Genomic DNA, 21,941 nt, shown 5'->3' with positions numbered 1-21,941 from the left:
GAGGCTCCCTCATGACGTCAGGGATACGCACGACGGGCCGGGCGCGGCAACGGAATGACGCGGCCCCGGCGGGGTCCGTGCCGTTCAGAGGCCGGCGCCGACCATGACCGGCTCGTTCACCAGGGTGATCCCGAACGCGTCCCGGACGCCCGCCACGACCTCGCGGGCCAGCGCCAGCAGGTCCTCCGTGGTGGCGTCGCCGCGGTTGGTGAGCGCGAGGGTGTGCTTGGTGGAGATGCGGGCCGGACCGCTGCCGTACCCCTTGGTGAAACCGGCCTTGTCGATCAGCCAGGCTGCGGAGGTCTTGGTCCGTCCCTCGCCGGCGGGATAGGCGGGCGGCTCGACGCCTTCCCCCAACCGCTCCCGTACGCGCGTACGGAATGCGGCGAACGTCTCGTCGTCGAGGATCGGGTTGGTGAAGAAGGAGCCGGCCGACCAGGTGTCGTGGTCCTCGGGGTCCAGCACCATGCCCTTGCCGGCACGGAGCTTCAGCACCGTGTCGCGGGCGGTGGCCAGCGGGACCCGCTCGCCGGGCGCCACGCCGAGCACGCGGGCCGTCTCCGCGTACTTGACCGGCCCGGACAGTCCGCCGGCGTCCTCCAGCCGGAAGCGCACGCGCAGGACGACGTAGCGCTCGGGGTCGGCCTTGAAGCGGCTGTGGCGGTAGGAGAAGGCGCACTCCTCGTTGCCGAGGGTGACGGTCTCGCGGGTGCGGCGGTCGTAGGCGACGACCTCGGTGAGGGTGGAGGAGACCTCCTGGCCGTACGCGCCGACGTTCTGGATCGGGGTGGCGCCCGCCGAGCCGGGGATGCCGGCCAGGCACTCGACGCCGGCGAGACCCGCCTCCACGGTGCGGGCGACGGCGTCGGTCCACACCTCGCCCGCGGCCAGCTCCAGGCGCGTGCCGTCCAGGGCGAAGCCCTTGGTCGCGACGACGAGGGCGGTGCCGTCGAAGCCCTTGTCGCCGATGACCAGGTTGGAGCCGCCGCCGATGACCAGCAGCGGCGTACCGCTGTCGTCGGCCTCGCGGACGGTGGCGATCACCTCGTCGTCGGTCGTCGCGGTGACCAGCCGGGTCGCGGGGCCGCCCAGCCGGAAGGTGGTCAGCGGGGCGAGGGGGGCGTCGTGGAGTTCCTGCACGGGCCCAAGACTACGAGACGGCACCGACAAGCCCCCGCCCCGCCGTGTCCGGCCCGGCTCAGCCCAGCCGGACGACCGCCCGTGACATGCCCAGCACCTTCTGTCCGGCGCTGGTCGCGGTGAGGTCGACGCGGACCGTGTGGTCGTCGAGTTTGGCGGCGACCTTGCCGCTGACCTCGATGGTGGCGCCCAGGTCGTCATTGGGGACGACGACCGGACGGGTGAAGCGGACGCCGTACTCGACGACCGCTCCCGGGTCGCCCACCCAGTCGGTCACCACGCGGATCGCCTCGGCCATGGTGAACATGCCGTGCGCGATCACGTCGGGCAGACCGACCTCCTTGGCGAACTTCTCGTTCCAGTGGATGGGGTTGAAGTCGCCGGAGGCACCCGCGTACCGGACGAGGGTGGCCCGGGTCACGGTGAACGTCTGCGCGGGCAGCTCGGTGCCGGCCTCGACGTCGGCGTAGGAGATCTTCGCCGTCATGGTGTCGCTCACGCCTCCTCGGCCGCGCGGGCCACCAGCTTGGTCCAGGCGGTGACGACGTGCTCGCCGTCCTGGTCGTGCACCTCACCGCGGATGTCCAGTATGTCGTTGCCGGCCATCGACTTGACCGCTTCGATGGTCGAGGTGACCGTGAGCCGGTCACCGGCGCGCACGGGACGGACGTAGGCGAACTTCTGGTCGCCGTGCACCACCCGGCTGTAGTCGAGGCCGAGCTTCGGGTCGGCGATGACCTGCCCGGCGGCCTTGAAGGTGATCGCGAACACGAAGGTGGGCGGGGCGATCACATCGGGGTGGCCGAGCGCCTTGGCGGCCTCCGCGTCCGTGTACGCGGGGTTGGTGTCCCCCACCGCCTCGGCGAACTCGCGGATCTTTTCCCGGCCCACCTCGTAGGGCTCGGTGGGCGGGTAGCTCCGCCCCACGAAGGACTGGTCGAGCGCCATGCGCGCGGCACCTCCTGTGTCTGCCTGTGTCTGCCTGTGATCCGACCGGTCTGCCTGATCCGACTGGTCTCTGCCTGGTCTGCCCGGTCCGCCTTGCGGTCGGCCGGTCCTGACCGTGTCCGGTCGACGGGAAAACGACACGAGGCCGCCCCCCTGGGTGGGGGGACGGCCTCGTGTACGAGCCTGTTTTATCGCGTTTCGCGGTGCGCGGTGTGCGCGTTGCAACGCGGGCAGTGCTTCTTCATCTCAAGACGGTCCGGGTTGTTACGCCGGTTCTTCTTGGTGATGTAGTTCCGCTCCTTGCACTCCACGCAGGCCAGCGTGATCTTCGGGCGGACGTCGGTGGCAGCCACGTGAGTGCTCCTTGACGAACGGATTGACTGTATTTACGCAATGAAGAGTAGCCGATCGAAGGACCGACCCCGCAATCGGCTACTGTCTGTAGCGGTGACCGGACTTGAACCGGTGACACAGCGATTATGAGCCGCTTGCTCTACCGACTGAGCTACACCGCTGTGATGCGATCGGGCCCCGCCTCGCGGCGGGAACCTCACACACCAGAGCCCCAAAACGGAATCGAACCGTTGACCTTCTCCTTACCATGGAGACGCTCTGCCGACTGAGCTATTGGGGCGAGCGATGAAGACATTACACGGTCCGCCGCCGTTCGCCCAAATCCGTTTCGGCCCCTCTCCCCGAGCGGACCACGCCGGTACGACTATTGGGCTCCTCCCGGCGGGGAACGGGCCTCCGGCCTACGCTCGACTCACTCTGCGTGATCTTGCCTGCGTGACCCTGCCCTCCGCGCGCAGCCCGAGCCCCTGGAACGCGATGCCCGACAGCCGGCCGCAGCCGCCGCCCCGTCCGCCCTCGTCCCCGGGTCCGGTTCCGGCCGAGCCGGAACCGCTGTTGCTGTGCGGCGCGCGCCTCACCGACGGCCGGACCGTGGACGTACGGCTGGCCGGCGGGCGCATCGAGGCGGTCGGCACGGCCGGCAGCCTGGCGGCGGACGGCACGCGCGCGTGCGGCACGCAGGTCGATCTCACCGGCTGTCTGCTCCTGCCGGCCCCCGCGGAACCCCACGCCCACGCGGACACGGCTCTGTCCGCCGCCGACGGCGGCCCCGTCTCGTACGACCCCCAGGACGTCCAGCGCCGCGCGACAAAGGCCGCGCTGCTCCAGCTCGCGCACGGCGCGACGGCCCTACGGGCGCACGTGCGCGTGGGCGACGTGGCGGGGCTGGGCGCGCTGACCGGCGTGCTGCGGGCGGAGCGCTCGCTGCGCGGGCTGGCCGAACTGACGACGGTGGCGGTGCCGCGGCTGCTGACCGGGGTGGCCGGGGCGGACGGGCTCGCGGTGCTGCGGGACGCGGTGAAGATGGGCGCGTCCGTGGTGGGCGGCTGCCCCGATCTCGACCCCGATCCCACGGGGTACGTGGAGGCGGTCCTGGAGGTCGCCTCCGAACACGGCTGCCCCGTCGATCTGCACACGGACGCCGCCGATCCCGCCCGGCTGGCCCGGTTCGCGGCCATGGCGGGCGGGCTGCGGGCGGGGGTCGCCCTCGGCCCGTGCGGCGGTCTCGCCCGGCTGCCCGCCGAACCGGCCGCGCGGACCGCGGACCGGCTCGCGGCGGCCGGGGTGACGGTGGTGTGCCTGCCGCAGGGCGGCTGCGGCGCCGTGGACCGCCGGGGCACGGCGCCGGTACGGCTGCTGCGGTCGGCGGGGGTGCGGGTGGCCGCCGGGAGCGGCGCCCTGCGGGACGTGTCGAACCCGGTGGGCCGCGGCGACCCGCTGGAGGCGGCGTACCTGCTGGCCTCCCGCCACGGGCTGTCCGCCGAGGACGCCTACGCCGCGGTGAGCACGTCGGCGCGGGCGGCCCTGGGGCTGCCCGAGGTGCGCGTGGAGGCGGGCTTCCCTGCCGAACTGCTGGCGGTCCGCGGGGACGGACTCCCGGAGGCGCTGTCACTGGGGTACAGCCGCGTCGTGGTGCACGGGGGGCGGGTGGTGTCGCGGACGAGCGCGGTGCGGGAGTACCACGGTTCGGCGGCCTCGCCGGCGGAGGTGGAACCGGGGCTGCCCCGGCAGGGCCACGGCAGCGCGTAGAGCCGGACCGGTCCCCGGGGCGTTGCGCGGCGGACGGGATCGGCCCGGCGTACGGTCGGAGGCATGCGCATTGTCATCGCTGGTGGTCATGGTCAGATCGCGCTGCGGCTGGAGCGGCTGCTCGTCGCGCGCGGGGACGAGGCGGCGGGCATCATCCGCAGGCCCGAACAGGCCGACGAACTGCGGAGCCTGGGCGCCGAACCGGTCGTGCTCGACCTGGAGTCGGCGTCGGTGGAGGAGGTCGCGCAGCGGCTGGAGGGCGCGGACGCGGCGGTGTTCGCGGCGGGTGCCGGGCCGAACAGCGGCGCGGGCCGCAAGGAGACGGTGGACAGGGCGGCGGCGGTCCTCTTCGCCGACGCGGCCGTCCGCGCGGGCGTACGGCGTTTCGTGGTCGTGTCGTCCATGGGCGCGGACCCGGCCCACGAGGGCGACGAGGTCTTCGACGTGTACCTGCGCGCCAAGGGCGAGGCGGACGCGTACGTACGCGGTCTGGACGCCCTGGACTGGACGATCCTGCGCCCCGGCCGGCTCACCGACGACGCCGGCACCGGCCTGGTCCGCCTGGAGGCCCACACGGGCCGCGGCCCGGTCCCGCGCGACGACGTGGCCGCCGTGCTGGCGGAGCTGGTGGACACCCCCGCGACGGCCGGCCTGACCCTGGAGCTGATCAGCGGCCCCGCGCCGGTGTCGGTGGCCGTGAAGTCGGTGGCCGGCAACTAGAAGAGGGGCATCTGCCCCGGGAACTCCGGCACCACGTGACCGTCCAGCGAGGGCTGCTCCGCACCGAGCGGGGCGTGCCTGCGTGACCCGGGGCACGAGGTCAGTTCCCCGCTCCCCCGGGCACCGGGCGGATCGTGCCGCGCGTACCGCCCGGCGACGACGGCGATCTCACGACGGCACTCGGGACAGGGGCGGCGGCGGGACGACATGGGGCCAGTGTGCCCCGGAGCCTCCGCCCGCGGACAGGGAGCGCCCGCAGAAACGAAGAGACCCCCTCCGACCGCGTTTCCGCGATTGGAGGGGGTCTTCCCCAGTGTGGCGGCGCCAGGATTCGAACCTGGGAAGGCTGAGCCGGCAGATTTACAGTCTGCTCCCTTTGGCCGCTCGGGCACACCGCCGGGGTTGCTGCCGTCGAACCGCTTTTCGGCGGTTCTCCCTGGCAACGACGTAAACAATACCCGATGGACAGGGGTGCTTCGCCACCCGATTGATCGCCACCCGGAGGCCGGGGGGTGACTAGGCTGGTCCGGATGCGGCCGGGGACCGATGCCGGGCTCGGGGGCCGCTTCACGTACGCCGGTACGCATCCGGTGCGCAGCCCGGTACGCACCCCGATACAAGGAGCCACAGGACATGGCCGACTCCAGTTTCGACATCGTCTCGAAGGTCGAGCGGCAGGAGGTCGACAACGCCCTCAACCAGACCGCCAAGGAGATCTCGCAGCGCTACGACTTCAAGGGCGTGGGGGCCTCGATCTCGTGGTCCGGGGAGAAGATCCTCATGGAGGCGAACTCCGAGGACCGGGTGAAGGCAGTCCTCGACGTCTTCCAGTCCAAGCTGATCAAGCGGGGCATCTCCCTGAAGGCCCTGGACGCGGGTGAGCCCCAGCTCTCGGGCAAGGAGTACAAGATCTTCGCGTCCATCGAGGAGGGCATCTCCCAGGAGAACGCGAAGAAGGTCGCGAAGATCATCCGCGATGAGGGCCCGAAGGGCGTGAAGGCCCAGGTGCAGGGCGACGAGCTGCGGGTCAGCTCCAAGAGCCGCGACGACCTGCAGGCCGTCATCGCGCTGCTCAAGGGCAAGGACTTCGACTTCGCCCTGCAGTTCGTGAACTACCGGTAGGTCCGGCCGGCCGGCGGCGTGGCGTTCACGCGCCGCACGGGCACGAGGAAGGGCGGCACCCCGGCGGTAGCCGCCCTTCTCGCCTGCCGGCGGTGGTTCGGGGCGCGGTGTCCGGTCGGGCCCGTGAGCGGCCGAGCGGGATGCGGCAGGCGATCAGGAGGGCCGGCGAGCCGCCGACCGCGGTGGCCCGGGTGGTGCCGTCGCGGAACTCCCCGGGACCGGGTGGTCGCGTCGGTGCGCCGATGTCGGGCCGTCGACGAACGCGCCGGTGACGCCGGTCGGCGTCGTGGTGCCGGTGTTCCGGCGGTCCTGGGTTCCGGTGGCCACGGGAGCCGGGGTCTGCCGGCGGACGTGGTGGTGCACGGCGTGCGCGGACGGGACGACGGACGGCAGGGGGGCGTACGGCGGCCCGGTCAGGGCCTCGGCGCCGCTGCCGGCGCTTGTGCCGGTGCCGCGGGACCGTGGAGACCGGTCCACGGCGCCAGGTCCATGCCCTCGTTCTCCTCCTCGTACCAGCCCGTGCCCCGGACCCAGGAGTGGAGCCAGTCGGCGAGGCCGGGCGCGTCGAGGAACCAGGCGTGGTCGGGGTCGCCCGGATTGGGTTCGAAGAGGAGGACGGTGGCCCGGGGCGAACGGCGGTCCACACAGGCGTACATGCCGCAGCCCCAGTGGGATATGGGCAGCACTCCCTCGGGCCAGGGCCAGTCGGGGTCCTCGCGGCCGCTCTCGCGGCGGGCGAGGTACTGGGCCACGGCGGCGGGTTCACCGGAGGGCTCGCTGTCCAGGAGGGGCAGCAGTCCGTACTCGGGGCCGAATCCGCCGTCGGCTATGCGCAGATAGAGCTCGGCGAGCAGTGGGGGCAGGGCGAAGCCCAGTGTGGCCTCGGCGCGCGCCAGTGCGGTCGCGTCGACGGGGTCGGGGAGGGAGGGCCGGCCCCATGGGCGGGTGTCACGGGCCTTGTTCGCCACCTGTGTCAGCAACTGCTCGTGCTCGGTCATGTGTTCATGATGCGGTCCGCCACTGACATCCGCTCGGGCCTGTGGACGACCTTCGGCTTGTGGACAACGCCCCGGTCATGACGCGACCGGCGAGGGCGCCTCCCGCCTCACCCGCGCTGGGTGAACGACCGGTCCGTCCGCACGATCTCGCGGCCCAGCGGGAACAGCGAGACCGGGATCAGCTTGAAGTTGGCGATGCCGAGCGGGATTCCGATGATCGTCACGCACAGGGCGATGCCGGTGAGGACGTGGCCGAGCGCCAGCCACCAGCCCGCGAGGAGCAGCCACAGCACGTTGACGAGGAAGGACGGGGCTCCCGCGTCCCGGCGTTCGACCGTCGTGTACCCGAAGGGCCACAGGGCGTAGACGCCTATGCGGAAGGCGGCGACCCCGAAGGGGATGCCGATGACCGTGACGCAGAGCAGCACGCCCGCGAGCAGGTAGCCGAGGAACAGCCAGAAGCCGCTGAAGACGAGCCATATGAGATTCAGGATGGTCTTCACTGATGGTGACCTGCCATCTTCTCGAGCCGGGCGATGCGTTCCGCCATCGGCGGGTGGGTGGAGAACATCTTCGAGAGCCCCTGGCCCGGGCGGAACGGGTTGGCGATCATCATGTGGCTGGCCGTCTCGATGCGGGGCTCGGGGGGCAGGGGGAGCTGTTTGGTGCCGTGTTCCAGTTTGCGCAGGGCGCCGGCGAGGGCGAGGGGGTCTCCGGTGAGCTGGGCGCCGGAGGCGTCGGCCTCGTACTCCCGGGAGCGGCTGATGGCCAGCTGGATGAGGGACGCGGCGAGCGGCCCGAGGATCATGATCAGCAGCATGCCGAGGAGGCCGGGGCCGTCGTCGTCGTCCGAGCGGCCGATCGGGATCAGCCAGGCGAAGTTGACCAGGAACATGATCACGGAGGCGAGGGCGCCGGCGACCGAGGAGATCAGGATGTCGCGGTTGTAGACGTGGCTGAGCTCGTGGCCGATGACGCCGCGCAGCTCCCGCTCGTCGAGCAGGCGCAGGATGCCTTCGGTGCAGCACACGGCCGCGTTGCGCGGGTTGCGGCCGGTGGCGAAGGCGTTGGGGGCCTCGGTCGGGGAGATGTACAGGCGGGGCATGGGCTGACGGGCCTGGGTGGAGAGTTCACGGACCATGCGGTACAGCCCCGGGGCCTCGAACTCGCTCACCGGGCGGGCGCGCATCGCGCGCAGGGCCAGCTTGTCGCTGTTCCAGTACGCGTACGCGTTGGTGCCCAGCGCGATCAGGACGGCGACGACGAGCCCCGTGCGGCCGAAGAAGCCGCCGATGACGATGATGAGTGCGGACAGTCCCCCGAGGAGGACCGCTGTCCTGAGCCCGTTGTGCCGGCGGTGCACGGTGCGCCCTCCAAGTCGTGCGGCAGGGGGACCCTCACTTGCTGATCTTCCTTCTGACCTGCGCTGCCCACTGGGCTGGTGGTGTCACGTCCAGTGGACCCTCCCGTACCGGTCAACGCGAGGCGAAGGGCACTAGTTCCCTTGTGCGCGTGATGGCGCGTGTCACCCGTCCGGGTGACGGCCGTCCGGAGCGCCCCGCACGCGCGGGGGCGTGGGCGTGCGGTGGCCGTACGCGCGCGTGCGGGCGCGGCCCGGTGTGCTCAGAAGAGCCCGGTGCCGGTGAAGCGCAGGACCAGCTGGGGTGCGCCGGACAGGGCGACGCCGAGGACGCCGGTCAGGGCGAGGGCGGCGGTGAGGGGGGCGGGGAGCCGGTGCTTCACCGGTTCGCCCTCGGGGGCGCGGAACAGCAGGGCCGTCCACTGGAGGTAGTAGACCAGCGCGATGACGACGTTGACGGCCATGACGACGGCGAGCCAGCCCAGTCCGGCGTCGACGGCCGCGGAGAACACGGTGACCTTGGCGAAGAGGCCGATGACGCCCGGCGGGAGTCCGGCGAGGCAGAGCAGGAAGAAGGCCAGGAGGAGCGCGGTGAGGGGACTGGAGGCGTGGAGGCCGCGGTAGTCGGCGACGCGGTTGAGGCGGTGCGCGCGGCCGACGAGGGCGGCCACGGCGAACGCGCCCAGGTTCACGGCGCCGTACATGAGGGCGTAGGCGACGGTGGAGCCGATGGACTTCTCGGGGTCGCCGGAGTACGCGGCGGCGGCGACCGGCACCAGGAGGTAACCGGCCTGGCCGACGGACGACCAGGCGAGGAGGCGTACCGCGCTGTACGCGCGCGTGGCCCGCTGTCTGAGGGCGCCCACGTTGCCGACGGTCATGGTGAGGGCGGCCAGCGCGGCGAGGGCCGGGCCCCAGACGTCGGCGTACGAGGGGAGGGCGACGACGGTGACGAGGATCAGGCCGGAGAAGCCGACCGCTTTGCCGATGACCGACAGGTAGGCGGCGATCGGCAGGGGGGCGCCCACGTAGGTGTCGGGGACCCAGAAGTGGAAGGGGACGGCGGCGGTCTTGAAGGCGAAGCCGACGAGGGTGAGGACGACACCGGTCTGGGTGAGGGTGTGGAGCTGTCCGTCGACGTCCTGGACGCGTTCGGCGATCAGGGTGAGGTGGAGGGTGCCGGTGGCGGCGTAGACGAAGCTGACGCCCAGCAGGCTGACGGCGGTGGCGGTGACGGAGGACAGGAAGAACTTCAGGGCCGCCTCGGAGGACCTGCGGTCGCCGTGCCTGAGGCCGACCAGGGCGAAGGCGGGCAGGGAGGCGACCTCCAGGGCGACGACGAGGGTCGCGAGGTCACGGGAGGCGGGCAGGAGGGCGGCGCCGGCCGCGGAGGAGAGGAACAGGAACCAGTACTCGCCCTCGGGGAGCCGCTTGCCCTCGTCCTTGAGGGCGGTGACGGACAGGAGGGCGGCCAGGAGGGCGCCGCCGAGCACCAGGAACTGGATGACGAGGGCGAAGCGGTCCGCGGTGTAGCTGCACACGCTTTCCTCGCCGACCAGGCAGAAGGTGCCGCGGTCGGCGTCGAGGAGGGGCAGCAGCATGAGGGTGGCGGCGGCGAGTCCGGCCACCGAGAACCAGCCGAGGAGCGGCTTCCTGGCCTCGCTCACGAACAGGTCGGCGACGAGGACGACGAGTCCGACGACCGCCGCGATGGTGGGCGGCGCGATGGCCAGCCAGTCGACGGACTGGACGAGGGAGCTCATCGGGTGCCTCCTGCGAGGAGCTGCTGCACGGCCGGGTCGGTCAGGCCGAGGAGGGCCCTGGGCCAGAGCCCGGCGACGACGGTGAGGACGACGAGCGGGGTCCAGGCCGCGAGCTCGTAGGGGCGCACGTCGGTGAGTTCCGGGGCGTCCTGGGGTGCGGCGCCCATGCAGACCCTGCGGACCACGACCAGCAGGTACGCGGCCGTCAGCAGGGTGCCGAAGGCGCCGATGGCCGTGAAGGTGAGGAAGGCGGGGCGGCTGAGGCCGTCGGCGGGGTCGAAGGCGCCGAACAGGGCGAGCATCTCGCCCCAGAATCCGGCGAGGCCGGGCAGGCCGAGGGAGGCGACGGCGGCGAACGCGAGCAGGCCGCCGAGGCGGGGGGCCTTGCCGTAGAGGGCGGCGCCGGTCTCCTGCGCGAGGGTGTCGAGGTCGGTGCTGCCGGTGCGGTCCTTGAGGGCGCCGACCAGGAAGAACAGCAGGCCGGTGATGAGGCCGTGGGCGATGTTGGCGAACAGGGCGCCGTTGACGCCGGTCGGGGTCATGGTCGCGATGCCGAGGAGGACGAAGCCCATGTGGCCGACGGAGGAGTAGGCGATGAGGCGTTTGAGGTCGCCCTTCGCGCCCCGTTTGGCGAGGGCCAGGCAGGCGAGGGATCCGTAGACGACGCCGACGACGGCGAACGCGGCGAGGTAGGGCGCGAAGGTGCGGAAGCCGTCCGGTGCGGCGGGCAGCAGGATCCGCACGAACCCGTACGTGCCCATCTTCAGCAGGACACCGGCCAGCAGGACCGAGCCGACGGTCGGCGCGGCGGTGTGGGCGTCGGGCAGCCAGCTGTGCAGCGGCCACATCGGGGTCTTCACCGCGAGCCCGATCCCGATCGCGAGTACGGCGATGACCTGCACGGATGTGGTCAGGGGCCGGCCGTTGTCAGTGGCGAGTGCCACCATGTCGAAGGTGCCCGCCTCGATTCCGATCAGGAGCAGGCCGAGCAGCATGACCACGGAGCCGAGCAGCGTGTAGAGGATGAACCTCCAGGCGGCCTCGGCCCGGCCCTCGCCGCCCCAGCGGGCGATGAGGAAGTACATCGGGATGAGGACCGTCTCGAAGGCGAGGAAGAACAGGATCAGGTCGAGGACGGCGAAGGTCGCCAGGGTGCCGGACTCGAGGACGAGCAGCAGGGCGACGAAGGCCTTCGGGGACGGTCCCGTGGGCGGCTTGAAGTACGAGTAGAGGGCGCTGAGGAAGGTCAGCAGGGCGGTCAGGACCAGGAGGGGGAGGGAGATGCCGTCGGTGCCGAGGTGGATGCGCACGTCGAGTGCGGGGATCCAGCTGATGTCGGTCGTGGCCTGCATCCTCGACGGCTGGTCGTGGTCGAAGCCGAGCGCGAGGACGATCGCCGCGATGAGGATCGCGGCGGTGACGGTGACGCCGTGGCGGAGTACCGCCTGGTCGGGTGACTTCCCCTTCAGTCCGGGCGGGGCCGGCAGGAGGGCGGCGGCGGCACCGAGGAGCGGGCCGACGACGATCAACGCCAGAAGGAACTGCATCACGGACTCGTTGATATCGATCACGCCTGCTCACGCTCCCGTGGCGACGAGGACGGCGGCGACCGCGAGGACGACGGTGCCGGCGAGCAGCGCGCTCACATAGGTCTGCAGATTGCCCGTCTGGGCCCGTCGTACGGCGGTGCCGAGCCAGCGGGGCAGGGCGCCCGCGCCGCGTACGTAGGTCTCGACGACCTCGCGGTCGAGGAACCGTACGAGGCTCGCGCCGGCGCGGACCGGGCGGACGAAGAGGGCCGAGTACACGGCGTCCAGGTGGAAGCCGGCGGCCGCGTGGCGGTGCAGCGGGCCGAGCAGCAGCCGTCCGGGGTCCGACGGGTCGGGCGCGTACGCGATGTCCCCGTAGGCCGGTTCGTGGCTGGCGATGGCCTCCGCCTCGACTCGTCCGGCGTCGCCCCCGGGGTGGGCGGCGACGGCGCCGAGGGGGAGGCGGGCGGCGGCGTGCGCGGTGGTGTGCCGCCAGGTGGCGTAGGTGATGATGCCGCCGATCAGGGCCACACCCGTGCCGAGCACGGAGGTGGTGAGCGTCGGGGCCAGGTCGTGGCCGTCGAACCAGTCGGGCAGTACGCGGAAGGCGAACCCGCCGAGCGCGAGGGACGGTACGGCGAGCACCCACAGCACCGTGGTCATCGTCAGCGGCTGCCTGCCGTGGTCGGGTGCCTCGGTTCCGTGTCCGCGGAAGGCCAGCAGCCACAGCCGCATCGCGTACGCGGCCGTGAGCAGGGCGGTGACGAGGCCGGCGAGGAGGACGATCCAGCCCGCCGCGGCGGGGGCGTGCTCGGTGTGGCCGGTGACGACGTGTTCGGCGACTCCGAGGACGGCCTCCTTGGAGAAGAAGCCGCTGAAGGGCGGGATCGCGGCGAGTGCGAGGAGCGCCACGGTCATCGTCCAGTAGGCGTCGGGGACCCGGTCGCGCAGGTGGCCCATGCGGGACATGGCGGCCAGCGAGTTGGTGCCGGCGGCGTGGATGACCACGCCGGCCGCGAGGAACAGCAGCGCCTTGAAGGCGCCGTGGGACAGGAGGTGGAAGACGGCGGCGCCGCGGTCGGCGACGGCGAGGGCGCCGGTCATGTAGCCGAGCTGGCCGATCGTCGAGTAGGCGAGGACGCGTTTGATGTCGTCCTGGGCGAGCGCGGCGAGCGCCGAGCCGGCCATGGTCACGGCGGCCATGACGGCAAGGACGGTCATCGCGGCCTGGGATGCCTCGAAGAGCGGAAGGAGACGGGCGATGAAGTAGACGCCGGCGGCGACCATGGTCGCGGCGTGGATCAGCGCGGAGACGGGGGTCGGGCCCGCCATCGCGTCGGGGAGCCAGGTGTGCAGCGGGAACTGCGCCGACTTGCCGGCCACGCCCGCCAGGAGCAGCAGGGCGATCAGCGTGGGGTGTTCGATGCCGCCGTTCGCGACGGCGCCGAGGACGCGGGTGATGCGGAAGGACCCGGCCTCGGTGGCGACGGCGAACAGGCCGATGAGGAAGGGGACGTCGCCGAGCTTGGTGACCAGGAAGGCCTTGAGGGAGGCGGCGCGTGCCTCGGGGGTCTCCCAGTAGTGACCGACGAGGAAGTAGGAGCAGATGCCCATGACTTCCCAGCCGACCAGCAGGACCATCAGGTCGCCGGAGTAGACGACCAGGAGCATCGCGGAGGTGAACAGGGAGACGAGGGCGGCGTAGGAGGGGTAGCGCGGGTCGTCGCGCAGGTAGCCCGTCGAGTAGATCTGCACGCAGGCGGCGACGACGGTGACCAGGACGGCGGTCAGTGCGGCGAAGCCGTCGATGTGCAGGGCGAGTTCGATCGGGACCGAGCCGGTGGGGGTGAGTTCGGTCGCGGCGTCGACGGCCCGGCCCCCGCCCTGGCGCCAGGCGACCGTGGCGGCCAGGGCGAGGGAGGCGAACGTCGGCAGGACGGCGAGCGGGCGGACGAATCCGGGGGCCGTGCGGCCCAGGAGCAGCCCGGCGAGCGCGCCGAGGAACGGAAGGAGGGGGACGAGGACGGCGAGGGTGGTCGTGGTCACGCGGTGGCCTCGGCCTTCTCGCCGGCCGCCTGGGGTGCGAGGGCTTCGCGGCCGGTGGTGTCGCTGTCGGGGCCGTCGGGTTCGTGGCCCTCGGCGGTGTCGCGGAGCTTGTCGATGTCCGAGGTGCCGCGGTTGCGGTACACGGCGAGGACGATCGCCAGGCCGATGCCGATCTCGGCGGCGGCGACGGCGATGGTGAAGAGGGTGAGGGCCTGGCCGGAGTGCAGGGTGTCCTCGGCGGTCCGGCTGAGCCAGACGTCGAAGGCGACCAGGTTGAGGTTGACGGCGTTGAGCATCAGCTCGACCGACATCAGGACGAGGATCGCGTTGCGGCGGGCGAGGACGCCGTACAGGCCGGTGCAGAAGAGGAGGGCGGACAGGACTGCGGGATAGACGAGGTGCATCAGCGGGTCCCTTCCGTACCGCGCCGGGTGTGCGTCGCGCCGGACGCGCTCGGGCCGGTGGCCGTCGCCCGCCCGGCCGCGGCGTCGGCCTTCGCCTTGCGGGACAGGACGATCGCGCCGACGAGGGCTGCGAGGAGGAGGACGGAGAGGGCCTCGAAGGGGAGGACCCAGTGCTGGAAGAGGCTCGCGCCGGTGACGTCGGTGGAGCCGGCGGGGGCGCCGTCCAGGTCGATCCAGGTGGTCCGGAAGGCGTCGACGACGACCCAGACCAGGGCCGCCGCGGCGGTGACGGCCACGGCGAGGGCGACCCGGCGGTTGCCGGAGTCGGCGTTCGGTGAGCGGCCGATGGGGGCCCTGGTGAGCATCAGCCCGAACAGGAGGAGGACGACGACGGAGCCGACGTAGATGAGGACCTGTACCCAGGCGATGAACTCGGCGGTGAGCAGGAGGTATTCGACGGCGAGGCCACCGAGGGCGACCACCAGCCACAGGGCGGCGTGCACCAGCTGCCGGGTGGTGACGGTGACGACGGCGGCCCCGAAGGTGACCAGACCGACCAGGAGGAAGGCGATCTCCACACCGGTCGGGGAGAGGAAGCCGCGGGACTCGGCCGCCAGGTTCACGGTGCCGGTCGCGAGGCCACCGAGAGTCGCTGCGGGGGTCATTCCCGGCCCTCCTGCCGTGGCTGGTCCGCCTGCTGCTTCGACTCGCCCGCCGGTCGTGTGGGTGACTCGGCGGCACGGGCCTGCTCGTCGGCGTGCGGTTCGGTGCCGGCCGATGGTGCCGGGGGCGGGGCGGCCGTCTCCGCGGCCCGGGCGGCGGCGAGCTTGTCGGCGGTCTTGCGGGCGGCGGCGAGTTCCTTCGGTTCCTCGGCTCCGGGGTCGAGGGCGGGCGGGGCCGGGACGGTCCACATCCACTCGCGGAGCTTGTCGCGCTCGTGGGTGAGGTCGCGGATGTCGGTCTCGGCGTACTCGAACTCCGGCGACCAGAACAGGGCGTCGAAAGGACAGACCTCGATGCAGATACCGCAGTACATGCACAGGGAGAAGTCGATGGCGAAGCGGTCGAGGACGTTGCGGCTGCGCTCGCGGCCGCCGGGCGTCGCCGCCGGGACCGTCTCCTTGTGGGAGTCGATGTAGATGCACCAGTCCGGGCACTCGCGGGCGCACAGCATGCAGACCGTGCAGTTCTCCTCGAACAGGCCGATCACACCGCGGGTGCGGGGCGGAAGGTCGGGCTGGGTGTCCGGGTACGGGGCGGTGACGGACTTCCTCGTCATCGTCCGCAGGGTGACGGCCAGGCCCTTGGCCAGACCAGAGCCGGGGAAGGGAGCCATGGTTACCGGATCACCACCTTGACGATGCCGGTGAGGGCGATCTGGGCGAGGGAGAGGGGGACGAGGAGGGTCCAGGAGAGCTTCTGCAGCTGGTCCTCGCGCAGCCGGGGGTAGGTGACGCGGAGCCAGATGACGACGAAGGCGAGGACCGCGGTCTTCAGCAGGGTCCAGACCCAGCCGAGTCCGTCGGCGCCCCAGGGGCCGTGCCAGCCGCCCAGGAACAGGACGGTGGTCAGACCGCACAGGACGACGATCCCGGCGTACTCGGCGAGGAGGAACAGGGCGAAGCGCAGGCCGGTGTACTCGGTGTACGCGCCGAAGATGATCTCCGAGTCGGCGACCGGCATGTCGAAGGGCGGGCGCTGAAGTTCGGCGAGGCCGGCGACGAAGAAGACGAGCGCGCCGGTGATCTGCCAGGGCACCCACCACCACTCGAAGGCGTCGAGGATGCCGACGAGGGAGACGGTGCCGGCCGCCATCGCCACCGAGGCGGCGGTGAGCAGCATCGGGAGTTCGTACGCGAGGAGCTGGGCGGCGGTGCGCAGGCCGCCGAGGAGGGAGAACTTGTTGGCGGAGGCCCAGCCGGCCATGAGCGAACCGAGGACGCCGACGCCCATGACGGCGAGGACGAAGAACACGCCGGCGTCGATCACCTGGCCGACCGCGCCCTCGCCCGGGCCGATCGGGACGGCGAGCAGGACGAGGAGGTACGGCAGGAGGGCGACGGCGGGGGCGAGCTGGAAGATACGCCGGTCCGCGCCGGCCGGGACCACGTCCTCCTTCTGCGCGAACTTCACGCCGTCGGCGATGAGCTGGGCCCAGCCGTGGAAACCGCCGGCGTACATCGGGCCGAGGCGGCCCTGCATGTGGGCCATCACCTTGTGCTCGGTCTGACCCACGATCAGGGGGAAGGTGAGGAAGACGACGAACACGACCAGGAGTCGCAGGGCGACGTCGGGCACGTCGTTCACCGCAGGCCTCCTGAGGGGTCTTCGGGGGTGGGGGTCTCGGGGTCGCCTTCGGTCTCCGCGCGGGGCTTGAGGTCGCCTTCGGTCTCCGCACGGGGCTCGGAGGCCGTGTCGGCATCGGCGTCGGGTCCGGTGCCGGCTTCGGGCTCCGAGTCGGTGTCCGGAGCCGCGTTCCCCCGGGCCTCGCGGGCCGGACCGGCGTCGGGTTCCGTCTCCGGCCCGGGTTCCGTCTCCGGCCCGGGTTGGGCGAAGGCAGGCTGGGCGTGGTGCCAGGGGGCGTCCGGGCTGCGGGGAGCGGCAGGAGGCCTTCGGTCCCGGCGGTCCTCGGTGGGCGCGGGGGCGGCGGACGCGTCGCCCGTTGTCGCGGGCTCGTCGGACGGTTCCGGGGCCTTCGAGGCGGCGCGCTGACTCGCGGATCCCTCGGACGCGGTGCGCGCCCGGCGGGGGCCGTCGGCCGCGGGAGGGCCGGAACGCTGCGACGCCGACCCTTCGCTCGCGCTCCGCGCACGTCGTGCGGGGGCGGCGGTCGGAACGGTCGGCTCGGGCTGCGCCTCCGCGGCCTGGCTCACGGAACCCTCCGCCGCCGTGCGGGTGCGGCGGGGCTGGGCGGAGGACTCGGCGGCCGACTGGCTCGCCGAACCCTCCGCGGCCGTACGGGTGCGACGCGGCCGGGTCGTGGGCTGGGCGGGGGCCTCCGGGGCGGCCGACTGACTGGCGGAACCCTCCCCCGCCGTACGGGTACGGCGGGGGCGGTCTCCTGCCGCTCGTGCCGCGCCCGCCGCCGTCCTGCCCGTGCCTCTGGCCGGGCGGGCCGGGGCCGGGGGGAGCTGGCCCTTGAGGGGGCCCCATTCGTTCGGGTCGGGGACGCCGGGGGGAAGCATCTGGCGGCGCTTGGGGCCGCCGTGCTCGGACTCCCCGGGTTCCTTGGCGCCGGGCCATGCCTTGGCGACCCGGGCCGCGAGGACGAAGTCCTTGCGCAGCGGGTGGCCCTCGAAACCGTCCGGCAGGAGCAGGTGGTCCAGGCCCGGGTGGCCCGTGAAGTCGACGCCGAACATCTCGTGCGTCTCGCGTTCGTGCCACGCGGCACCCGCGTAGACGTCCACGGCGGAGGGCAGCGCGGGGGCCTCGTGCGGCACCGTGGTGCGCAGCAGCAGGCGCCGCACCGGGGCCAGGGCGGCGACGTGCGCCGTGACGCGGAACCCGGTGCCGGGTTCGTCGACCGCGCTCAGCCAGTCGAAGAAGGTGCAGCCGACCCGGTCGCGCGCGGCCTCCAGCGCGGTGATCCAGGAGGCGGGCGGTACGTCGACGGTCAGGACGCCGTACGACTCCTCCGCCGTGGCCTCCGGGCCGAACAGTTCCTCGGCGCCGGCGGGGAGCCAGCCGACCGCGGTCATCGGCCCTCCCCCTCACCGGACGGCGCCGGCGGCCGGACCAGCCCGCTCCGCAGCGCCGCCGCCGAGGGCCGCCCCGCGCCGGAGGCGGACCCGTACCGCTCCCCCAGCGACTCCCGTGCGATCTTCTCCTGGAGTTTCAGGATCCCCTGGAGCAGCGCCTCGGGCCGGGGCGGGCAGCCGGGGACGTAGACGTCGACCGGAATGATCTGGTCCACGCCCTTGGTGACGGAGTAGGAGTCCCAGTACGGGCCGCCGCAGTTGCTGCACGCGCCGAAGGAGATGACGTACTTGGGCTCGGGCATCTGCTCGTACAGGCGCTTCACCGCGGGCGCCATCTTGTCCGTGACCGTGCCGGAGACGACCATCAGGTCGGCCTGGCGCGGTCCCGGCGCGAAGGGGATGACGCCGAGGCGGATGAAGTCGTGGCGGGCCATCGACGCGGCGATGAACTCGATCGCGCAGCAGGCGAGGCCGAAGTTGAAGACCCACAACGAGTAGCGGCGGCCCCAGTTGAGGACCACCTTCATCGGCTCGGGCGCCAGCCGGGCGAGCGCGCCGAGCCGCTTCGGTTCCGGGAGCAGGACGGGCTCGGGGGCGGCAGGGTTCACGTCCATGTCAGGACGCCCTTCTTGTATGCGTACAGCAGTCCCACGGCGAGGAAGCCGAGGAAGATGAACATCTCCACGAGGGTGGTCGCGCCGTAGCCGTCGGCGGCGAAGACGGTCGCCCAGGGGAAGAGGAAGATCGAGTCGACGGCGAAGATCACGTAGAGGAAGGCGTAGACGTAGTAGCGGACCTGGGTGTGGGCCCAGCCCTCGCCGACGGGGTCGACCCCGCACTCGTACGTCAGGAGCTTCTCGGGTGTGGGGACCACCGGCCTCAGCAGGCGTCCCGCCCCGAAGGCGACGGCGACGAACAGCAGGCCGACGACGGCGAGCAGTCCGACGACCGAGTAGGACTGGAAGTAGTCCGCCGCGACGACGGTCGATTCCCGCACGTCCGCCCCTCACTCCCTTGATCGGCGCCTTGGCCCATGCCTGGCCCGTGCCTGTGCCGTGCCCGTGATCCGTGCCGGTGAACGTCACGGTCCGACGATCTGTACGCACGGGAGTCTAGGCCCTCATAAATGCACCGTAAGCAGCCTGTCACCGCTCGGCATGCGGGGGTGGGGTTTTCCTCAGTACGTCCTGGCGGTCCACCTCATGGCGCGAGCCCCCGGCTCCGGGCACGCTTGTGCCCATGACCGAACCATTCCCGAATCCGGGCACGCCCATGACGGCGGTCCCGGAACCGGCCGGGCGCGACGACCGCCCGCCACCGGCCCGTTTCGCGTACGACGCGCACACCTGGAAGGAGATCGCCCATCTCCTGGCGAACCTGCCGGTGTCGCTGGTCGGTTTCGTCTACACGGTGACCATGCTGTTCACCAGTGTCGGGCTGACCGTCACGGTGGTCGGGTTCCCGCTGCTCGCGCTCGGGCTGATGGGGTCCCGGCTGCTGGGCAGGATGGAGCGGGCGCGGGCCAGGAAGCTGCTCGGGGTGCGGGTGGAGGAGCCGAGCCGGCTGCCGAGGCGCGGGCCCGGCGGGTTCTGGCCGCATCTGTGGATGGCGGTCAAGGACCCGGTGGGCTGGCGGACCGTTCTGTACGAGCTGATACGGCTGCCGTGGGGCGTCCTCACTTTCACCGTCACGCTGGCCGGTCTGTTCGTGCTGTGGCCGGTGCTGCCGTTCGTCGTGCGGGGCCTGGCCAACGCCGACCGGGCGATAGTGCGCGGCCTGCTGTCGCCCTCCGACGAGTTGGAGCGGCGCATAGCCGAGCTGGAGTCGGACCGCGGGGTCGTGGTGGACACGGCGGCGGCGGACCTGCGGCGCATCGAGCGCGATCTGCACGACGGGGCGCAGGCCCGGCTGGTCAATCTGGCGATGGGGCTGGGTCTGGCCAAGGAGAAGCTGCTGGAGGACCCCGACGCCGCGGCGTCGATGGTCGAGGAGGCGCACGGTGAGGTGAAGCTGGCGCTGCAGGAGCTGCGGGATCTCGCCCGCGGCATCCACCCGGCGGTCCTGACCGACCGGGGGCTGGACGCGGCACTGTCCTCGGTCGCCTCCCGGTGCACGGTGCCGGTGAAGGTGACGGTCGATCTGGACGAGCGGCCGGCCGCGGCCATCGAGGGCATCGCCTACTTCACCGTCTCGGAGCTGCTGCAGAACGTCAGCAAGCACAGCCGGGCCCGGTCGGCCGCGGTGGAGGTGTGGCGGTCGGAGGGCCGGCTGCTCATACAGGTGTGGGACGACGGGCGCGGGGGCGCGAGCCTGGACGGCGGGACGGGCATGCGGGGTCTGGCCGACCGGCTGGGCGCGGTGGACGGCCTGTTCGTCGTGGAGTCGCCGGAGGGCGGCCCGACGACGGTGACGGCCGAGCTGCCGTGGCGGGACCGTTCCGGTGCCCTGGCCGAGGAGCCGGGCGGGGGCAAGCGGGCGTCCAAGGCGGCGTCCGTCCGCGGCCGGAGGTAGGGAAAACCCCCCGTTCAAGACTGCGACGGACTCCATGGTCCGCCGACCTGCGGCGGAGCAGTCTGGAGGTACGACAGCACAGCCGCCGGACGAGGAGAAGGACGGGACCGATGGCCACGGAGTACGGACAGGGCTACGGGCTCCCCGCGGAGCCCGGACATTCCGGATACGCCGGGGAGCGGCGGCACCGGCTGCCGGCCGCGCTGCGGGCGCCGGTCGAGGGGCGCACCTGGCGCGAGCTGGGGTACGTGCTGCTGAGCCTGCCGATCAGCATTGTGCTGTTCACCTACGCGGTGACGATGGTGTCGCTGGGGGCGGGCCTGCTGGTGACGTTCCTCGGCGTCCCGGTGCTGGCGGCGGCGCTCGTCGGCTGCCGCGGGTTCGGGGCGGTGGAGCGGGCTCGGGCCCGGGGGCTGCTGGGTCTGGAGGTGGCCGAGCCGGAGCCGCTGCGGATGAAGCGGCGGGGGTTCACCGCGTGGATCGGGGCCGTGCTCAAGAGCGGCACCTCCTGGCGGGCCCTGCTGTACGCGGTGCTGCAGCTGCCGTGGGCGGTGTTCTCCTTCTCCGTCAGCGTGGTCGTCTGGTCGGTGGGCTGGTCGCTGTTGACGTATCCGCTGTGGTTCTGGGTCCTGCCGGCGTACGGCGATCAGCCCGGCATGCAGCTGTACGGCGACGAGCACCACCGGATCTACCTGGACAACCCGTTCGAGATCGGGGTGACCGCGGGAGTGGGTCTGCTGTTCACCCTCGCCACGCCGTGGATCGTGCGGGCGCTGACGATGGTGGACCGGGTGATGGTGCACGGGCTGCTCGGACCGTCGCGGCTGGCCACGCGGGTGGTGGAGCTGGAGTCGGACCGCGGGGTCGTGGTGGACACGGCGGCGGCGGACCTGCGGCGCATCGAGCGCGATCTGCACGACGGGGCGCAGGCCCGGCTGGTGGCCCTGGCCATGGACCTGGGGCTGGCGAAGGAGAAGTTGCGGGAGGATCCGCAGGTCGCTGCGCGGATGGTGGACGAGGCGCACGGCGAGGTGAAGACGGCTCTGCAGGAGCTGCGGGATCTCGCCCGCGGCATCCACCCGGCGGTCCTGACCGACCGGGGGCTGGACGCGGCACTGTCCTCGGTCGCCTCCCGGTGCACGGTGCCGGTGCGGGTGGAGGTGGATCTGGCGGAGCGGCCCGCGCCGGCCATCGAGGGCATCGCCTACTTCACCGTCTCGGAGCTGCTGCAGAACATCAGCAAGCACGCGCGGGCGACCTGGGCGGCCGTGGAGGTGTGGCGGACGGAGAACCGGCTGATGCTCCAGGTCGTGGACAACGGCGTGGGCGGTGCCGATGCGTCCGAGGGTTCCGGACTGGCCGGGCTGTCGGAGCGGCTGGACGCGGTGGACGGGATCCTGGTGGTGGACTCCCCGGCCGGCGGCCCGACGCGGGTGACCGCCGAGCTGCCGTGGCGGGTGCAGCGGACACGATGAGGGCGGGCCCGCGTCACTGACGGAACCGGTGGGTGGGGGGGGGGGCGCGGGCCCCCCCCCCCCCCCCCCCCCCCCCCCCCCCCCCCCCCCCAGCCCCCCCCCCCCCCCCCCCCCCCCCGCCGCT

Annotated in this window: 23 protein-coding genes and 3 tRNA genes; 5 read left to right on the top strand and 21 right to left on the bottom strand. The window is 72.4% G+C overall.

Going from position 1 to position 21,941, the window contains the following annotated elements; translation table 11 throughout:
• Positions 1–84: 84 nt before the first annotated feature.
• The 6 genes from ACH5AO_RS07760 to ACH5AO_RS07735 form a co-directional block, all read right to left on the bottom strand.
• A complete protein-coding gene (locus ACH5AO_RS07760; RefSeq protein WP_398922927.1) occupies positions 85–1,140 on the bottom strand; it encodes a UDP-N-acetylmuramate dehydrogenase in 1,056 nt (351 codons plus the stop codon).
• Between the two features lie 58 nt (positions 1,141–1,198).
• Positions 1,199–1,627 carry a MaoC family dehydratase gene (locus ACH5AO_RS07755; protein ID WP_398923625.1) on the bottom strand — a complete coding sequence of 143 codons (429 nt, stop codon included), beginning with the start codon at positions 1,625–1,627 and terminating at the stop codon, positions 1,199–1,201.
• 8 nt (positions 1,628–1,635) lie between these two features.
• Positions 1,636–2,088 (bottom strand): MaoC family dehydratase N-terminal domain-containing protein, encoded by a 453-nt coding sequence (locus ACH5AO_RS07750; RefSeq protein ID WP_398922925.1) that lies wholly within the window; start codon positions 2,086–2,088, stop codon positions 1,636–1,638.
• Between the two features lie 188 nt (positions 2,089–2,276).
• On the bottom strand, positions 2,277–2,441 hold the full coding sequence (rpmG, locus tag ACH5AO_RS07745) for a 50S ribosomal protein L33 (protein ID WP_003948671.1): 165 nt from the start codon (positions 2,439–2,441) through the stop codon (positions 2,277–2,279).
• 89 nt (positions 2,442–2,530) lie between these two features.
• A tRNA-Met gene (locus ACH5AO_RS07740) sits at positions 2,531–2,603 on the bottom strand.
• Between the two features lie 46 nt (positions 2,604–2,649).
• Positions 2,650–2,722, bottom strand: a tRNA-Thr gene (locus ACH5AO_RS07735).
• A 197-nt stretch (positions 2,723–2,919) separates the two neighbouring features.
• On the opposite strand from ACH5AO_RS07735, the gene ACH5AO_RS07730 reads away from it, so the two are divergent.
• Both ACH5AO_RS07730 and ACH5AO_RS07725 read left to right on the top strand, forming a co-directional pair.
• Entirely contained in the window at positions 2,920–4,191 is a 1,272-nt protein-coding gene (locus ACH5AO_RS07730) for an amidohydrolase family protein (protein WP_398923623.1), read from the top strand.
• A gap of 63 nt (positions 4,192–4,254) precedes the next feature.
• Positions 4,255–4,911, top strand: a complete 657-nt coding sequence (locus ACH5AO_RS07725) for an NAD(P)H-binding protein (protein WP_398922923.1) — start codon at positions 4,255–4,257, stop codon at positions 4,909–4,911.
• Here ACH5AO_RS07725 and ACH5AO_RS07720 read toward each other — a convergent pair.
• Together ACH5AO_RS07720 and ACH5AO_RS07715 are read right to left on the bottom strand one after the other, a co-directional pair.
• A complete protein-coding gene (locus ACH5AO_RS07720; protein WP_398922922.1) occupies positions 4,908–5,120 on the bottom strand; it encodes a hypothetical protein in 213 nt (70 codons plus the stop codon). The genes ACH5AO_RS07725 and ACH5AO_RS07720 overlap by 4 nt on opposite strands.
• Before the next feature lie 107 nt (positions 5,121–5,227).
• A tRNA-Tyr gene (locus ACH5AO_RS07715) sits at positions 5,228–5,309 on the bottom strand.
• Between the two features lie 235 nt (positions 5,310–5,544).
• Here ACH5AO_RS07715 and ACH5AO_RS07710 point away from each other — a divergent pair.
• On the top strand, positions 5,545–6,033 hold the full coding sequence (locus ACH5AO_RS07710) for a YajQ family cyclic di-GMP-binding protein (protein ID WP_108708220.1): 489 nt from the start codon (positions 5,545–5,547) through the stop codon (positions 6,031–6,033).
• Between the two features lie 413 nt (positions 6,034–6,446).
• On the opposite strand, the gene ACH5AO_RS07705 is transcribed toward ACH5AO_RS07710, so the two are convergent.
• The 13 genes from ACH5AO_RS07705 to ACH5AO_RS07645 all read right to left on the bottom strand — a co-directional run bounded on the left by ACH5AO_RS07705 (position 6,447) and on the right by ACH5AO_RS07645 (position 18,828).
• Positions 6,447–7,031, bottom strand: coding sequence for an SMI1/KNR4 family protein (locus ACH5AO_RS07705; RefSeq protein ID WP_398922919.1), 585 nt, complete (start codon positions 7,029–7,031; stop codon positions 6,447–6,449).
• Between the two features lie 107 nt (positions 7,032–7,138).
• Complete coding sequence (locus ACH5AO_RS07700; protein ID WP_398922916.1) at positions 7,139–7,534, bottom strand: YccF domain-containing protein; 396 nt, start codon at positions 7,532–7,534, stop codon at positions 7,139–7,141.
• Entirely contained in the window at positions 7,531–8,394 is an 864-nt protein-coding gene (htpX, locus tag ACH5AO_RS07695; protein ID WP_398922913.1) for a zinc metalloprotease HtpX, read from the bottom strand. Before htpX ends, ACH5AO_RS07700 begins: the two co-directional genes overlap by 4 nt.
• Before the next feature lie 260 nt (positions 8,395–8,654).
• The gene (locus tag ACH5AO_RS07690; RefSeq protein WP_398922911.1) at positions 8,655–10,154 is read right to left on the bottom strand and encodes an NADH-quinone oxidoreductase subunit N; all 1,500 of its coding nucleotides are present in this window, start codon (positions 10,152–10,154) and stop codon (positions 8,655–8,657) included.
• Positions 10,151–11,725, bottom strand: coding sequence for a NuoM family protein (locus ACH5AO_RS07685; RefSeq protein ID WP_398922910.1), 1,575 nt, complete (start codon positions 11,723–11,725; stop codon positions 10,151–10,153). The genes ACH5AO_RS07690 and ACH5AO_RS07685 overlap by 4 nt, the downstream gene beginning before the upstream one ends.
• Before the next feature lie 6 nt (positions 11,726–11,731).
• Complete coding sequence (locus ACH5AO_RS07680) at positions 11,732–13,729, bottom strand: NADH-quinone oxidoreductase subunit L (RefSeq protein WP_398922908.1); 1,998 nt, start codon at positions 13,727–13,729, stop codon at positions 11,732–11,734.
• Positions 13,726–14,133 (bottom strand): NADH-quinone oxidoreductase subunit NuoK, encoded by a 408-nt coding sequence (gene nuoK / locus ACH5AO_RS07675; protein ID WP_398922906.1) that lies wholly within the window; start codon positions 14,131–14,133, stop codon positions 13,726–13,728. The genes ACH5AO_RS07680 and nuoK overlap by 4 nt, the downstream gene beginning before the upstream one ends.
• Complete coding sequence (locus ACH5AO_RS07670; protein WP_398922904.1) at positions 14,133–14,798, bottom strand: NADH-quinone oxidoreductase subunit J; 666 nt, start codon at positions 14,796–14,798, stop codon at positions 14,133–14,135. The genes nuoK and ACH5AO_RS07670 overlap by 1 nt, the downstream gene beginning before the upstream one ends.
• Entirely contained in the window at positions 14,795–15,469 is a 675-nt protein-coding gene (locus ACH5AO_RS07665) for a NuoI/complex I 23 kDa subunit family protein (RefSeq protein ID WP_398922902.1), read from the bottom strand. The genes ACH5AO_RS07670 and ACH5AO_RS07665 overlap by 4 nt, the downstream gene beginning before the upstream one ends.
• A 2-nt stretch (positions 15,470–15,471) precedes the next feature.
• Positions 15,472–16,440, bottom strand: coding sequence for an NADH-quinone oxidoreductase subunit H (locus tag ACH5AO_RS07660; RefSeq protein WP_398922900.1), 969 nt, complete (start codon positions 16,438–16,440; stop codon positions 15,472–15,474).
• On the bottom strand, positions 16,437–17,831 hold the full coding sequence (locus tag ACH5AO_RS07655; RefSeq protein ID WP_398922897.1) for an NADH-quinone oxidoreductase subunit C: 1,395 nt from the start codon (positions 17,829–17,831) through the stop codon (positions 16,437–16,439). The genes ACH5AO_RS07660 and ACH5AO_RS07655 overlap by 4 nt, the downstream gene beginning before the upstream one ends.
• Positions 17,828–18,445: an NADH-quinone oxidoreductase subunit B gene (locus ACH5AO_RS07650; protein ID WP_030860846.1), complete on the bottom strand. Its 618-nt coding sequence runs from the start codon at positions 18,443–18,445 to the stop codon at positions 17,828–17,830. Before ACH5AO_RS07650 ends, ACH5AO_RS07655 begins: the two co-directional genes overlap by 4 nt.
• The gene (locus tag ACH5AO_RS07645) at positions 18,436–18,828 is read right to left on the bottom strand and encodes an NADH-quinone oxidoreductase subunit A (RefSeq protein ID WP_217133509.1); all 393 of its coding nucleotides are present in this window, start codon (positions 18,826–18,828) and stop codon (positions 18,436–18,438) included. Before ACH5AO_RS07645 ends, ACH5AO_RS07650 begins: the two co-directional genes overlap by 10 nt.
• A 242-nt stretch (positions 18,829–19,070) precedes the next feature.
• Here ACH5AO_RS07645 and ACH5AO_RS07640 point away from each other — a divergent pair, with 242 nt between their 5' ends.
• Positions 19,071–20,342 carry a sensor histidine kinase gene (locus tag ACH5AO_RS07640; protein WP_398922895.1) on the top strand — a complete coding sequence of 424 codons (1,272 nt, stop codon included), beginning with the start codon at positions 19,071–19,073 and terminating at the stop codon, positions 20,340–20,342.
• 110 nt (positions 20,343–20,452) lie between these two features.
• Positions 20,453–21,817, top strand: a complete 1,365-nt coding sequence (locus tag ACH5AO_RS07635) for a sensor histidine kinase (RefSeq protein WP_398922893.1) — start codon at positions 20,453–20,455, stop codon at positions 21,815–21,817.
• Positions 21,818–21,941 lie beyond the last annotated feature (124 nt).

Source organism: Streptomyces sp. NPDC018964 (assembly GCF_044390325.1).
Taxonomy (GTDB): Bacteria; Actinomycetota; Actinomycetes; order Streptomycetales; family Streptomycetaceae; genus Streptomyces.
Note: the sequence above shows the minus strand (reverse complement) of the source record. Positions and strands in the feature narration are given on the sequence as shown.